This window comes from Bacillus mobilis (assembly GCF_001884045.1).
GTDB classification, from domain to species: Bacteria; Bacillota; Bacilli; order Bacillales; family Bacillaceae_G; genus Bacillus_A; species Bacillus_A mobilis.
On sequence record NZ_MACF01000078.1, the window covers coordinates 85037 to 100856 of the forward strand.

Annotated in this window: 12 protein-coding genes and 3 pseudogenes; 11 read left to right on the forward strand and 4 right to left on the reverse strand. The window is 32.4% G+C overall.

Features of this window, described 5'->3' with window-relative positions; all coding sequences use genetic code 11:
- Positions 1-13: 13 nt before the first annotated feature.
- The 10 genes and pseudogenes from BAQ44_RS14360 to BAQ44_RS14405 all read left to right on the forward strand — a co-directional run bounded on the left by BAQ44_RS14360 (position 14) and on the right by BAQ44_RS14405 (position 9621).
- Positions 14-1255, forward strand: coding sequence for a glutathionylspermidine synthase family protein (locus BAQ44_RS14360; protein WP_000886565.1), 1242 nt, complete (start codon positions 14-16; stop codon positions 1253-1255).
- Between the two features lie 71 nt (positions 1256-1326).
- Positions 1327-1815, forward strand: a pseudogene (locus tag BAQ44_RS14365) (hypothetical protein).
- Positions 1816-1881: 66 nt separating this feature from the next.
- Positions 1882-2283 carry a YoqU family phage-derived protein gene (locus BAQ44_RS14370; protein ID WP_001041411.1) on the forward strand — a complete coding sequence of 134 codons (402 nt, stop codon included), beginning with the start codon at positions 1882-1884 and terminating at the stop codon, positions 2281-2283.
- Positions 2284-2336: 53 nt separating this feature from the next.
- Positions 2337-2732, forward strand: coding sequence for a hypothetical protein (locus BAQ44_RS14375; RefSeq protein WP_000594391.1), 396 nt, complete (start codon positions 2337-2339; stop codon positions 2730-2732).
- Positions 2733-2968: 236 nt separating this feature from the next.
- Positions 2969-3361: a hypothetical protein gene (locus BAQ44_RS14380; protein ID WP_000425110.1), complete on the forward strand. Its 393-nt coding sequence runs from the start codon at positions 2969-2971 to the stop codon at positions 3359-3361.
- 49 nt (positions 3362-3410) lie between these two features.
- Positions 3411-4115 (forward strand): CPBP family intramembrane glutamic endopeptidase, encoded by a 705-nt coding sequence (locus tag BAQ44_RS14385; RefSeq protein WP_000675653.1) that lies wholly within the window; start codon positions 3411-3413, stop codon positions 4113-4115.
- A 108-nt stretch (positions 4116-4223) separates the two neighbouring features.
- Positions 4224-5129, forward strand: a pseudogene (gene dsdA, locus BAQ44_RS14390) (D-serine ammonia-lyase); the annotation flags it as partial.
- A 771-nt stretch (positions 5130-5900) separates the two neighbouring features.
- Positions 5901-6203, forward strand: coding sequence for a DUF3947 family protein (locus tag BAQ44_RS14400; protein WP_373983968.1), 303 nt, complete (start codon positions 5901-5903; stop codon positions 6201-6203).
- A 737-nt stretch (positions 6204-6940) separates the two neighbouring features.
- Positions 6941-7093, forward strand: a pseudogene (locus tag BAQ44_RS31420) (CPBP family intramembrane glutamic endopeptidase); the annotation flags it as partial.
- Positions 7094-7338: 245 nt separating this feature from the next.
- Positions 7339-9621 (forward strand): ATP-binding cassette domain-containing protein, encoded by a 2283-nt coding sequence (locus BAQ44_RS14405; protein WP_000930527.1) that lies wholly within the window; start codon positions 7339-7341, stop codon positions 9619-9621.
- A gap of 1346 nt (positions 9622-10967) precedes the next feature.
- On the opposite strand, the gene BAQ44_RS14410 is transcribed toward BAQ44_RS14405, so the two are convergent.
- From BAQ44_RS14410 to BAQ44_RS14425, 4 genes are all read right to left on the reverse strand, one after another.
- A complete protein-coding gene (locus tag BAQ44_RS14410; protein ID WP_001273064.1) occupies positions 10968-12065 on the reverse strand; it encodes a hypothetical protein in 1098 nt (365 codons plus the stop codon).
- A 412-nt stretch (positions 12066-12477) separates the two neighbouring features.
- The gene (locus BAQ44_RS14415) at positions 12478-12912 is read right to left on the reverse strand and encodes an ASCH domain-containing protein (protein WP_000866541.1); all 435 of its coding nucleotides are present in this window, start codon (positions 12910-12912) and stop codon (positions 12478-12480) included.
- 80 nt (positions 12913-12992) lie between these two features.
- Complete coding sequence (locus BAQ44_RS14420) at positions 12993-14141, reverse strand: zinc-dependent alcohol dehydrogenase (RefSeq protein ID WP_000649094.1); 1149 nt, start codon at positions 14139-14141, stop codon at positions 12993-12995.
- A gap of 629 nt (positions 14142-14770) precedes the next feature.
- Positions 14771-15133: a winged helix-turn-helix transcriptional regulator gene (locus BAQ44_RS14425; RefSeq protein WP_000234131.1), complete on the reverse strand. Its 363-nt coding sequence runs from the start codon at positions 15131-15133 to the stop codon at positions 14771-14773.
- A gap of 124 nt (positions 15134-15257) precedes the next feature.
- On the opposite strand from BAQ44_RS14425, the gene BAQ44_RS14430 reads away from it, so the two are divergent.
- The coding region (locus tag BAQ44_RS14430; RefSeq protein WP_148662574.1) for an alcohol dehydrogenase catalytic domain-containing protein at positions 15258-15820 on the forward strand (563 nt) is incomplete at its 3' end.

Sequence of the window (15820 nt, forward strand, 5' to 3'; positions counted from 1 at the left end):
AGGAGGAGACAAAATGTTAGACAATCAACAGCAACAAGAATATATGAAAAAATGGTTTGCTTTATCTGAGCAAGCTTGTACACGTGGTTTTACTTGGCCAAGCTTATTAGAGCATAATGAATGGTGTCAGTATATGTCTACTGGTATCAAAAAAATCAAAAAAGAGGAATATAATAATATTATAGAAGTAACTGAATTAGTAAAAACCATTTTTCAAAAGGTTTATAAATATTTACTAGAAAGTCACGATGGTTTTTTACAATTAAAATTGCCCACCGAATTATGGGAAGTGACTAGAACAAATTATGATGTTTTATTTTCATATTTCACTAGGTTTGATTTCATTGTTGCAAACAATGAAATCAAACTAATAGAAATTAATGCAGACACACCCACCGGCTATTTGGAGCCATCTGTAGCTAATCAAGTATTATGTGATCATCATCAAGTTATAAATCCAAACTGCATAGAAGAGAAGCTAGAAAAAACGTGGTATAAAATTATTACTGATTATGAATTAAAGCCTCATGATGTTATACATTTCACTAGTTATGATTGGCATGAAGAAGACTATCAAACAGTAAAATTTATTCGAGAATATTGCCCTCAGCCCAGTGATTATGTGGGGATACAGAGTATTATAGTTGCAGACGATGGGTTATATACACCAGATGGTGTCAAAATAGAATATTTGTATCGATTATATCCATTAGAGTACTTATTAGAAGATAAGGACTATAGCGGAAAATCAATTGGCCTTATGTTTTTAGATCATATTGCACAGGGGAGAGTGAAAATCATTAATCCTCCTTCAGCATTCTTAATTCAAAATAAAGGTGTACTAGCTCTTATCTGGCAACTTCACGAGCAAAATAAATGGTTTACAGAACAAGAACATAAAATTATAGAAAAGTACTTCTTACCAAGTTATTTCTCAAAGGACAAATTTGAAGAAAATGATATAGATTATGTGAAAAAGGCCACATTTGGAAGGGAAGGCGGTGGTGTTTCCATCATTAATGATGGAAAAGAAGTAGCCGCAGATAAAACGCCTTACTATGAGCAACAACATAAAATTTATCAAAAGTATATAGAAATGCCCGACTGTACTATAGATACGTGGGATGGAGATTATACAGGTAAATTATTAATAGGTTCACATTTAATTGGTGGGGAACCAGCGGGTTTATTTTTAAGAGTGGGTGAAAAGATTACTGGGAATTTATCAATGTTTATTGGAATCACCACAGAATAAAATCAGTTTAATACAATTTGAGTTTTGTACAAAAGCGTTATGATGAAAACTGTTCAAAAGGGGATTGTTTAATGAAAAACAGAAAATTTATTATGAAATTGTCATGTGTTATAGCACTTTCTATGGTAGGAGGATGCACTGGTTTTAACATATCTAGTAAAGAATCAACAGTACAAAATTCTGTTGGGACTAAATCACAATTACCAGCAGAAAGCGATTATTCAAATTCAAGATTTAAGGCAATAAATCTTGATAAATATACACTTGTCTTAATCGATAAACAAACAAAAGTTCAATAGCTAAAAGTAGTTCGAAATGGAGGGTTTGATGGTGGAGTAGATATTGTACCTTTGTTTCAAGCGAATGGTAAACCATATGTAGGTGAAGAAGTAAAAGATAATCGTTTTTCCACAAAAAAGATAGATAAATATACTTTTATTATCACTGATGAAGAAACAAAAGTTCAATATTTGAAAGTAGTTCGAAATGCAGGATTTGATGGTGGAGTTGTAATAGAACCTTTATTAAATCCAGAAGGGGGATTACTTACAACTCAATAAAAATGAATTTCGTAATAAAAGAATTTGTTTAATTACTTGATTTTTGTCGAGAAGGAGCTGGAGTAAATGAACAAGCAAAAACGGATTGAAATTGTGAATGCACTAATTAAATACATTGCAAATAATGATAAAAATACATTCAATGGAAAAGGGTTACTTCACTATAAAGATAGAACAGCTCATTTTGTACTCAATGGTAAATCATTGCGGTTTGTTGATCACTATACAAATGTTTCTATGAATATGACAAGAATTGATTATAAAACGAAAATACAAAAAATGTACTTTTCAAGCGGCGGCACAATGTGGGGATTAGTAAAGGATTTTACACACTACATTTATGGGAATGATAATTCGAACGGATTAAACGGTTATGGAGGATTGTACTGTACGCATTGGGGATGGACAGAAGAAGCGATGAAAAACATGCGTGAGTATGCAAGAGAAATTGGATACTTAAAATCTTAATAAAAGCGCTATTTTAAACGAAAAGGGGAACGGAAAAGAAACCTTCATTTGAAATGATAAAGAATGAAAATGGCGGAGTAGATATGATTTATACAACGAGTGGAGGGAAGCAATCTTTCACTTACTTTTCTGGTCCACCGGAAGATATAGATCATGTTTGCTTGGATTACATGAAAGAACGGTTCGGAAACGTTAGAACTTGGAAACAAGTTGATTTTATAAAGCGGAAATATAAAGAAGGTTATCGAACGATATTCGGAGTAATAGATGAATTAAAAGTAGGTGACAAAGTAGTGATGCATACATGCGGAGAAGCGGCACACTATGACGGTAAAGTTTGGACATGTCGGACGGATCAATTCAAAACGAGTAGTGGCTCGCAAGTGGTGTTTTTAGAAGGATTTAGCGGATACTTCTTAGTTGAATATTTGCAACATGTGAATTTATAAAAAACTAAACAAAGCTGGAAATTAAACTTAAAGTTAGGACTATTATAGTAGCCAAAATATTGGTATTGGGAGGATAATTATGATTGATGCCGTATCAGAAAAAACGTTAATAGCTATTGATAATTTTACGGTTTTTCTATATATAGCAGTAGTTATATATTGTTTCTCTCGGTTATCTCACCGTAAACAATAATAAAATAGTTTCGCATTATTAAGAAGTGAAAGGATTTGATGTTATGGAAATGGAAAAGTTCAATGCAAAAGCATTCTTTATATTTATGGGCATAATTTTATTACTCTGTATCGGTACTAGATTTGCTCAGGAATTTAGGGCGGAACAAGAAAAGAATCATGAGATAAGGATGGAACTAACTAGGAGTAACGTGAAAGTTGCAGAGGATATGGTTGCGAAAGAATTAAATACAGATAATAAAAATTTTCGAATGACTGCTGTACCAGGAGATCTGCTGAATCGAAGTTACTGGATAACTAAAGAGTTAGTATCAGAGATAAAAAAAGATGGGGAAGAATACCGAATCTACTTTGAAACAAAAAGAGTCAGCAATAGTGAAGGGGATCTTGTTATGTATAAACCTACAGGTATATATAAAATTCTTAAAGAAGAGTAGATAATACTATTTGGATTTAAAATTCTGATAATATAATATTTGGAGGTAAATGAAAGGTGAATATAGTAAAATGAATCATAGTAATTTACATAAATCAGGTTATGTTATACTCATATACTTTGTAATGACTCAATTTGTTGGGATTATAGGAGTACAATTGTTAGCAAAGACAGGTTGGTATGATATTAAGGGAAATCAACAGCAAGCAATTCAGCAACTACTTATTCATTGGGAACTAATAGGGTTTTCACTCATATTAACATTCACTTTTCTTGTATATAAGAAAGAAGCGATGAACGATTCGAAGTTATCGATTAAATTATCAAGAAACTCATTCGTATGGATTTTAATAGGAATTGTTGCAGTATTTTTAGCGCAGACAATTGGTAGTATTTTAGATAAGAGTATATTTCACTTAACTACACAATCAGTAAATACATCAAGTAATATTGAAGCTGCAACTATAGCTCCTCTTGCTCTTATATCAATTGTAATTCTTGCTCCGTTAGTTGAGGAACTGGTATTTCGTTACGCGGCCATAAATATACTAAGTCGTAAATTTAATGAAATTGGGTGTATATTAATTAGCTCAGTCTTTTTCTCTATCATGCATTTTGATTTTCCTTTTGTATTTGGATATTTTCTAATCGGACTTGTACTTGCCGCAATATATGTACGTACTAATAGGTTACTAGTCTCATTTATCATTCATGCTACTATGAACTTAATAATTGTTATACTGCAGATTTTTTGATAGAAAATATGTAGGTAAGGAGAGCGTAACTTGACGAAAAAGAAGGCAATATTTTTAGATCGTGATAATGTAATTAATGTTCTGTTACATTAAAGTTAACCATAGGGACTAGATAGTGAAAAGTTCAAGGATGTCTTTTCAAACTATTCTATTACTGTGAGTTCCACTGGAAATTTAGGTTTAAGTATTGGTATTATGAGTGCGAAGTTAGGCTTTAATGTGACTGTTCATATGTCAGCAGATGCGAAAAAGTGGAAAAAAGATTTACTTCGAGGTAAAGGAGTTAATGTTATAGAATATACAGCGGACTATAGTAAAGCCGTAGAAGAAGGAAGAAAACAAGCTGATAAGAATCCGATGTGTTATTTTATCGATGATGAAAATTCAAGGCATTTATTTTTAGGCTATGCTGTAGCCGCTGCGCGCTTACATACACAATTAGAGAAATTTCAAATAAAAATCGGCGAGTCTTGTCCTCTATTTGTTTATCTGCCATGTGGAGTAGGTGGAGGTCCAGGTGGTGTTTCGTTTGGTTTAAAGTTATTGTATGGTGATAATGCGCATGTATTTTTTGCAGAACCTACTCATTCTCCTTGTATGCTATTAGGTATGATGACAGGATTGCATGATGGAATCTCCGTGCAAGATTTTGGAATTGACAATAAAACAGATGCAGATGGACTTGCGGTGGGAAGAGCATCTGGATTTGTAGGTAAAACAATAGAGCCATTTTTAAGTGGTATATATACAATTAGCGATAATCACCTATATAAGTTACTAAAAGGGTTAGTAGATACAGAGGGTATAGAGTTGGAACCATCAGCATTAGCGGGTATGATTGGGCCAATCAAATTGTTTAAAGAAGGACAAAGATATATAACAAATAATGACTTAACAAAAAAATTGAACCAAGGTATTCATATAGTATGGGGAACTGGAGGGAGTATGGTTCCAAAAGAGGTAATGAAAGTATACTATCAGGCAGGTTCTCAGTTAATCAATAAAAAATATTGATAGATATAAAATGAGTTCATTTTTCATGGCTACCTATGAGAAGATGAACTCATTTTCGTTTTTTGGATGATGGCCATTTTCTGGTACTCCATGTCCATCAATTCAAGAAAGTAGATCCTTTTCTAAACGATAAAACTGAACTTCGGTGTTATCAAAACTCAATTTTTCCGTTTAGGGCTTGGTAAAGAAAATGTGCATCCACTATGAACATTTAGAGGTAGATTTACTTCCAAGGAAATATGTCGTGCGTTTTATGGATAGAAGCTCCTGTATTCGAATTTCATAGTATTAGTGAGGGAATTGGAAGGAAAGCGATAAAGATGGGACACAATAAAAGATTTCGTGATAGTAAAGAATTAAGTGCAGTAATAATATCATTTCCAGGAACTACATGTATTTTAAAAAATAAATATTCCGATAAAATTTTACCATGTCTATTTTGGGAGCCTCTGTCAAAGTTGAGTTGGTTTTCTATAGAAAATAGTTATACATATATGTTTATAGTGGTTTGAAGCAGAAAATAGAATTAGAAAAGTCTTCTAGTTGTCTTGAGGTAAAATATATTCTTCAAAATCCTTATTTAAAATTAAAGAGTACCTTGGGAGAGAGGCGCTTTATGGCCAAGGCTAATGATGAAAATAGGTGACTACGATTGTATTGTATGTACGAGTTTAAATAAAACCCTTACTAGGTAGGTAATAAAAAAATAAATTAGATTCTATATTTAACACTTAGAAAACCATCGTCATAACATAAATTGTAGTAATTCAAATGAAAGAGGGTTGGATATTTATGGATTATCCTGGTATTAATGGCTTAATTAGAAGGTATCGTCCTCAAGCAGGTACCACGGCTATATCATATAGTGCAGCGCAAGGTACTCTTCACGCTGTTCATCATGCAATGCAAATGCAACAACAAATGCATCCTCATATGCAACAACACACGTATCCTTATATGTATCCTCATATGCAACAACATTATACATCTACTGGATATTACAATCCTATAGTGATTTCAGCAGATGGGTTATATATATCAACAATTCCCCATGGAACTCTATACAATTTATAGAAAGATTTTAACTGATAAGTAAATGTTCATTTGAAATAACGATTTTATTAAATAGGTAAAAAAAGGGCACCTGACCAGGGTGCCCCGCCCATAACTATGAATAACAATCCATAATAATATATGTGACTTTTGCCCAATCGTGATGGAATCCAATAAAATCTTTATTTTTGAAAAAAGAGGTGATTAATTGATAAGTAAGTGTTCATTTGAAATAACGATTTTATTAAATGGGTAAAAAAAGAGCACCTGACCAGGGTGCTCCGACCATAACTATGAATAACAATCCATGATAATATATGTGACTTTTGCCTAATGGTGATGGAATCCAATAAAATCTTTATTTTTGAAAAAGAGAGGTGGTTCTTTGTACTGGCTATTTTATCAGTTTGATAATGGGAAAATTGTAAATCCTCCTATTACAATACCATTATTTGTTGCAATAGGAGGATTGGAAGTCCTAAGTTAAAGAAATAAGAATTTGTTTTTCAATGCATGTTATTGATCTTAAAGGCGAATGGAATTTTGTTGAGAGTCAATTGTAGAAAGAGAAAGAGTATTGGGAAGGTATTTCTCATATCAAGAAGTCGTTTAAAAAATATATGTTGAAGAATATTTTTAGTTTATTATTTAGAAAGCATGACATATACACAGGAGATTAATACAAATTGTCTTATATACTTAAGTTTCTATAAAATCGTAAATTTAATAAAAGACGAGAGGTAAATATAATAACACAAATAATCTATTTTCTTATATATAATAAATAAATCATTAATAATTCCAAGCTATCAATTTAATTATCAAGAAATGCAATCATATAGATTTTAAAGGGGATCATATTAGTATTTCTAGCGCAGATGATCGGTAGTATTTTAGATAAGAGTATATTCCATCCATTACAGATGTATTTATTTGAAATAAGAACCATTTAGTGAATTAATAATGAGTGCCACTTTAAAAGAAGAGAGGGCTTAGAATGGATAATGATGTTACATAAATATTTTATTTTTGTAAAAAAATGTTGTTTACAAAAGATAAGAAAGCGTACACTAACTAAAAAAGCTAATGCTAATATTGATACTAAAAAAGAGACATTTCTACTTACTTATATTGGTGGATAAAAAGGGGGTATATCATGTTAAATGCTTTTGAAAATAATTTTATTGAAATAATTAATGCTACAGAAAATAATCTGAAAAATATTCATTTAAAGATACCAAAGAAAAAGACGACAGTGTTTGTTGGTCTTTCAGGATCGGGAAAATCATCACTTGTCTTTGATACACTAGCTGCAGTATCAAGGAGGGAGTTAAATGAAACATTTCCAAGTTTTACACAACAATATTTACCGAAATATGGTCAACCTCATGTGGAAAATATTAAACATTTACCAGTAGCAATTGTGGTCGAACAACAACCGATTGGAAAAAGTGCTAGATCCACTTTAGCAACCTATACTGGAATTTATTCGTTAATAAGATTAATGTTTTCTAGGATTGGCAAACCTTTCATTGGATATTCTGAACATTATTCTTTTAATTTACCTCAAGGGATGTGTCCTACCTGTCAAGGATTAGGATATATCGATGAGATTCACGAAGACCTATTAATTGACAAGAACAAGTCACTTAATGAAGGAGCTATTACTTTCGTTAGTTTTGGACCAGGAACTTGGCGATGGGAAGGATACGCCAATAGTGGTTTATTTGATTTGGACAAACCACTTAAAGACTATACTCCAGAAGAATTTGAAATGTTTATGCATGCCCCGCGTCAAAAATTAGAAAACCCTCCTAAAGAATGGGGGAAAACTGCGTTATATGAAGGCTTGGTACCTAGGATAAAACGTTCCATTATTCAAAGCGCTGAAGGTCGACATCACAAAGCAGCAATTGAAGCTGTTGTTACTAAAAAAAACTGTCCGAATTGTAAGGGGACAAGGTTAAATTCAAAAACATTAACAAGCCGAATTAATGGATATAATATTGCAGAGGTCTGTTCCATGGATTTAATTCATCTTGTTGGATTTATTCAGAAAATCACAGAACCAATAGCCAAGGGTGTAACGCGTGAAATATTATCAAAAGTAAACGCATTAATTGATATTGGTTTAGGATATCTATCCCTAAATCGTGGAACAGACACTTTATCAGGTGGCGAGGCTCAGCGAATAAAAATTGCAAAATATTTAAGCAGTTCATTATCTGATTTAGTTTATATTTTTGATGAACCTAGTGTTGGGTTACACCCACATGATATTATCCTTATTAAACAAGCACTAACTAAGCTAAAAGAACAAGGTAATACAGTTATATTAGTTGAACATAATCCTAGCATCATAGAAATGGCTGACTATATTGTAGAAATGGGACCAAAAGCTGGGACTTACGGAGGTTATATAACATTTACTGGAAGTTATCAAGAGTTATTAGAATCGGATACCATAACAGGGAGAATGCTTCAACAACCCATAAAATTCAAAAAAACAAGATCTTTTTCTAAATATATTCAGGTGAATCATATTGAATCTCATAATGTCCATGATGTAGATGTTAAAATTCCAGTTGGAATTATGACAGTAATATCAGGTCCTGCAGGTTCGGGAAAAAGTACTTTAGTTAACGCAGTGAAACGGCAGGTTTCTCCGAACCTTTATATTGATTTAAAACAAGACTCCATAGGTATAAATATAAGGTCGACACCAGCAACTTATTTAAATATATTATCTCCAATTAGAAAACTCTTTGGGAAGGAGAATAATGTATCCATACAACTATTTAGTTTTAATGGAAAAGGGGCTTGTCCAAAATGTAAAGGAAAAGGGGTGACAATTACAGAAATGGCCTTTATGGATCCTGTGACTCAAACATGTGAACTTTGCAACGGAAAACGATATAGCAAAGAAGCTCTCCAATATAAATATCAAGGAAAAAATATTTATGAAGTACTTTCATTACCGATTTATGAAGCTTTGGATTTTTTTAAAGACATTTCAAATATCTATAAAAAGCTAGATAATTTAAAACAGGTAGGACTTGATTATTTAAATCTAAGTCAGTCAATGACTACCTTATCTGGTGGCGAGTTGCAACGTTTAAAATTAGCATTTCAGTTGGAGAATACTGGTCAAATCTATTTTTTGGATGAACCAACTTCCGGACTTCATTTACAGGATACATTAAAGTTGCTTAGGTTATTTAATGATTTGGTAAATAAGGGGAATACTTTAGTGTTGATTGAGCATAATTTAACCGTTATTTCACAAGCAGATTGGCTGATTGATATGGGTCCAGATGCGGGTAAATATGGAGGCCGCATCTGTTACTCGGGAATACCATCGGATTCTATTCAAAACAAGGGATCACGTACTGGCGAAGCGTTACGTGTAGCTATGTCTTATTCGGATGAATATTATTAAAAATATAAATTTTGTTTGTTGAGACTATTTTAAAGAGACGTTCTAACTTCTACTGGCCGATATCTATTAAAGTTTATGTAGTATTGATATTGTGTTTTAAAGACGTTTTTATAAGGAGTGCAATACACTTATCTGTTATTAATAAACTTTTAACATGGATTTCGGTCAATGGGATTTGTCTTAATTAATACATATTAGTGGTCATAATTTTAAAAACTTCGACTGTTTATTTGTAAGATATTCACAGTCCAAGTTTTACATGTATTAATGTAGTGGCTGCTGACCTAGTTCATTTTTACAGACTTACAAATCAACAATCGTTCGGAGTGATAGATGTCTTAGCTAATCGAATATCTATAGCTAAGATATCGAAGTATGCTTAGTTGAGAAGATTGTAAGGACAATTCTACTCCAAGTCCTTTAATTTGAGCTAGTTGTTATAATGTCTTAAAAGCTTTATTGCAGATTATCAGGAAACGAATATTTACACTTATTACTCTAGCTGTAATGAAATCACTATGGTTATATTTATGATGGATATATATCGTTGTTTATGTGGGCAGCAAAAACGATAAATCGTTATAAATAATATGCAGGGATATATCAGCTTGAAAGGGATTTTAAACGATTGATTTAGAGTAGGCATTCAAAATAATGGAATGGTGGTCCATTATGGCGATATATTTATCAATGTTATTTCTTTGTATAAGTAGTTAAAAATAGAAATTTGGCATTCCTAAATGATAGTATGAGATTCAAGAATAGCATAGGGATTTCGCTATTCTTGAAGTCAACGACAGAAAAAATAGACTTTTTGATTAGCAAAGCGGATAGAGAAACTAACACATCATGTCACGTGTTAAATTTGCATGAATGAATATAGCAGTGTGGATTGCTACAAGTATTATAAAGGGAACTTTCAAGGAACTACAAAGAGAGTTGAAAAATATAGGTTTAGAGAAAAGAAATGTAAGTTCAATATTTTTTATGAATCATTAGTATGTACTTAGAAGTTGCTCTAAACAGTGAATTTTCTATTGGTGTACAGTGACAATAAAGATGCTTAATATTTACTTGATGGATTGGCATTATTACGCTAGATAATAGTCTTTTTGTAAAAATAAAGTTGTTTAATTTTTTTATATAGGAATTGTAATGGCTATATAAAAAAATTGTAAAACTCTCGCTAAATATGCAAGAGAAGGTAAGTGTAGTAGCTGTAAAAAGTTAAGCAATTATTGTAAATGATAACAACTTAACCGTTATTTAAACGATTTTATTTTTAATTTAAAAGTAATATTGTCACTCGATACTAATAAAGAATTTCCCTATATAATAGATGATATTTACCTCCTTAGAATCCCACTTAGCCTTGAATAAAGCCGTTTGGAAATCTTTTCCCAGTCATTCATACTTCTCTTATTATCAACATCCAGGTAATTAGTTATTAATAGACATAATGGCTCCATATAATTATTTATTATTTTGTTTAATAGTCCATCGATATATGTACTATCATCAGCTAGTTTTATATGTAAATAATCAAGAAAGTTTACATCATTTTTATTATAATGAATCATGTTCCTTAATACCCTACATTCTTCTCCAATATCTTTATCATAATCACTTATCAAACGAGAAAATTCATAATTGTAACTTTCATCTATTTGAGTAAATTTCCCTTTCAAAAATTTATTCATGTTTTTTATATTGTCCATAACTTCATCTATTTTTATAGATGATAATCTCATTAAAATATATTTATCTAGATTTAATTCAGTTGTATTCAATTGAAGTATATTATAAAGCCATATACAAGTCGAAGCCTCCTGAAGAGACAAGATTAACCTGGTTATTATTATTTTTTCTTCTGCCTCTCCAATAAAAAACACTGAATCATGAATATCCTTATCTCTATAATTCTTTTCATCATTATGAACAAATATCGGGAATTCTGAGTACTTTAATGTACCATTAGAATCTATTACTAGCTTTTCCTTTAGTAAGTTTATTGTCTCACCGACCTTTACAAAAAAACTCTTAAGGTCAATTTGACTTTCTTGTGATAAATCCGGAAAAAAATCAGTATCAATAAATATATAAGTTGGATAGATAGTACTCCCTACTAACTGTCCTTCTTTTAAATAAAAGCCTAAATTATCTATATCATTACCAAATTGATTAATATGAAAATCCATTATTCGATTATATATTTTTATGTTATCGCGCTTTTCATATAATTTGACGCGATGTCTAATTTTTTTTATGTTTGGATCAATAGAAATAGAATCATCAAAGAGTTCTTTATTTATTTGATATATTATTAGACATATGTCCCTAGCTAAAGGGAATATATGTACAGCATTATTCTTTTGGTTCTTTTGTAGTCTTAACAAATAGGACATTCCCATTAAGTCATAATAAGCAGCGTGAATGGCTGACATATTTAATTTATCCTCCCAAAAATCTATTAATTTTCATTGATTCCAATAATTGTCGTTAAATAAAGTTTATCATACTGATACATTTAACTGCTTCACCCAACCCATAAACACATCATTTAATATTCACTTGATGGATCGGGATTATTACGTTAGATAATAGTCTTCTAATGAAAATAAAGTTGTTTAATTTTTGTATGTAGGAATTTTAATAACTATATAATTTACATTGTAAAACCCTTGCTAAATATGCAAGGGAAGGTAGATGTACTAGCTGTAAAAAGCTAAGCAATTATTGTAAATGATAACAACTTAATTGTTATGTAAACGGCTTTATTTATTATTAAACAACAATATTGTCACTTGACAATCAGGACAGGTAGAGAATGCGTAGCTTGTTTATCCTATAGTTAGGCTACAATGAATTAATATCATAATCCCACAAGCCTAACTTCCCCCTAGCGGGTATATAATTTATTAACATTTCTTTATTAGAAACTTCCCAAGCATAATTCCCAACCCTAAAATCCCCTAAAAAGTAGTCATTTCCTGAAACTATACGTCCATCTTCCAATACTGCATTCGTTTGGTTGTCTTCTATTACCTTTAAACAATTTATAAGATTACATACACCAATAATCTTACCGGTTGGTAGATTGTTGGTGTTCAATCCTTGTTTGCTGAGTATAGAATGAATTATTTCATTGTTGCAAGCATTACTATCAATCTTTTTACTCGTGTGAATTGCCAATGAACCACGATATTTAGTATTCCATGTCCTTGTTTCATAGTGAGCTTCATTAGACAGAAAAAGGCTAGCCCATGGTTGAATCATTGAAAGTACCTTCATGTAAGTAATCCCACTTTCTTTTAATATCATTGAAATATAAAGCAAAGTCGTGTTCTTTCAAACACGACTTTGCTTTATATTTATGGTTTGAGAATAACCTTAGTACACTCATCTTCATGGTCATTAAAAATCCGATAAGCTTCACTTGCCTGATCCAATGGGATTTGATGACTAATAATTTGAGTTGGATCTAGTTCGCCGGATGTAATTTTTTCAAATAACATTGGCATGAGATGTATAACAGGGGCTTGGCCCATTTTTAAATTGATATTTCTTTCCCATATATTACCGAGAGGGAATTGATTGTATGTGGAACCATAAACGCCTGTGATTTGAATTGTACCACATTTACGGACTGCATCTGAGGCGATTTTGAGAGGGCTTAGTGTCCCCCCAATCATCATCATACTTTGTTCAATAGATTCAAGCATTGTTTTTTTACCATCCATACCTACACAATCGATAACCACATCCGCTCCGCCATTTGTTAGTTCACGGATATATAGTCCGGTATCAGTGAATTCTTCAAAGTTAATTGTTTCCACATTGTTCATTTGTTTTGCTTTTTGTAATCTGTATGGTAGGCGATCAACAGCAATAACACGTTTAGCTCCATGCATCCAAGCAAACTTTTGTGCCATTAAGCCGATTGGTCCACAACCTAGAATAACGACAGTATCACCCTTTTTTACTCCACCATGCACGACGCTCCAATAAGCTGTTGGTAATACGTCAGATAGGAACAATACTGACTCATCGGGCAGCTCGCATGATTCCGGAATAATGAAGGGAATATTGTTCCCATATGGTACACGTAATAATTCCGCTTGACCTCCGACGTAATCCCCGTAGCGGTCTGTAAAACCGAAGTACCCGCCCGTATCTATATTATAAGGGTTAGGGTCAGTATTGGCATTATCGCATTGACTTTCCATATCTTGTTGGCAATATTGGCAATGACCACAAGCAATATTGAAAGGTAATACAACTCTATCGCCTTTTTTCACGTGTGTAACCTCTGGGCCAACCTCTTCAACAATTCCCATTGGCTCATGACCAACTACATAATCTTGTTGAGCTGGTAATGCGCCTTGATAAATGTGGAGATCGGAACCACAGATCGCAGTTGATGTGATTCTTACGATAATGTCATCGTTTTTTATTAAAACTGGATCTGGGACATTTTTAACCTGCATATCTCTTACCCCTTGGTACGTCACTGCTTTCATTTCTTTACCTCCTAGTCTGTCTTGCTCAGAAATTTCATTATAGTATCGTCCAGTAAATTTAAGTATATACATTTGTATTGATTCAATTTAATTTTTTTCAGCGTACTGCAATGAGATTTTTTTGGATTAGGGATCATCCACATGTTACGCTCATAAACTTGTTAATTGTATTATTGTGCGATGAAAGTTTCTGCCGTATTCTCTGCTAATGAACGAAAAAACTGAGGGGATTTCATAGGTTGTTCCAGCTAAAAAATGACGAAAAACATCCTTTATTCTTTATGCATTAATGTACTTCTGGAAACTCTTGCACTTCTATTTATGGAATAAAGCTCAATAAGAAAATTGATTTATAGAAAAATACACTTAAAAGAAAAGGGGAAGAGAAGGGTTGAGAAAATGAAAAAAACCACGAAACACCTTGATATGAAAGCGTTTCGTGGTTTTTTAGATGTTTCAAACACATCATTTAAGAATTTCTTCCTCTTTTGAGTGTAAATCGTATACATAAGAAAATTGAGTATTATTATTCGATTCCTTCGTTATCCTAACATTTGTATCGATTTTTATGGAAATGGATTGTTTACAGCCTCTGTATATCCTCTTACCAATTTGAATCAACTTAGATTTTATTCAACTGATTTTTTATTAGAATCTTTCGCTAAAAATTCTCTGAAATCATCTCCCCAATCACAGATAGAGTTTACAACGGGTTCTAGAAGTAAACCAATTTCACTCAGTTGATACTCTACTTTAGGAGGTACAACGGGGTATACAACTCTAGTAATTATTTCATCTTCTTCTAATTCTCTCAATTGTCTAATTAACATGCGTTGATTGACATCGGGAAGGTATTTTTGTATTTCACTTAACCTTAATGGAGCCTGTTGGAGCAAACACCATATAATCGCTATTTTCCAACGTCCACCTATAACGGATAAAGCCAAATCTTTGCTAGTGAAAAAAGTTTTTTCTTTATAATCAATAACCATTATATCACCACTTCTTTCTATTAGGGTTTTGTTTATAGTGACAAAAACGTCAGTATTGTCTAGTGAATTATAATATGTAATTATGGAAAAGTAAATTAGAAAACAAAAGAAAGAAGGGATTCAATTGAAAAGTAGAGCTGCTGTTGCATTTAAGCCAGGAGAACCACTTCAAATCGTAGAAATCGATGTAGAAGAACCAAAAGCAAAAGAGGTATTGGTAAAAATACTGTATACTTCTGTCTGTCATACAGATGCTTTTACATTATCAGGTGACGATCCAGAAGGCGTATTTCCTGCTGTATTAGGTCATGAAGGTGCCGGTGTTGTCGTTTCAGTAGGTGATGAAGTGACTTCAGTAAAACCTGGTGATCATGTGATTCCACTATACACGGCTGAATGTGGAGAATGTAAGTTCTGTCGTTCGGGTAAAACAAATTTATGTAGTGCCGTACGAGAAACGCAAGGTAAAGGTTTAATGCCTGATGGAACAACTCGTTTCTCTTATAATGGAGAGCCTATTTATCATTACATGGGAACAAGTACGTTTAGTGAATATACAGTCGTTCCTGAAATCTCTTTAGCAAAAATTGACCAAGAGGCGCCGCTTGATAAGGTTGGCCTATTTGGATGCGGTGTGACTACTGGGATTGGTGCGGTACACAACACAGCAAAAGTAGAAGAAGGGGC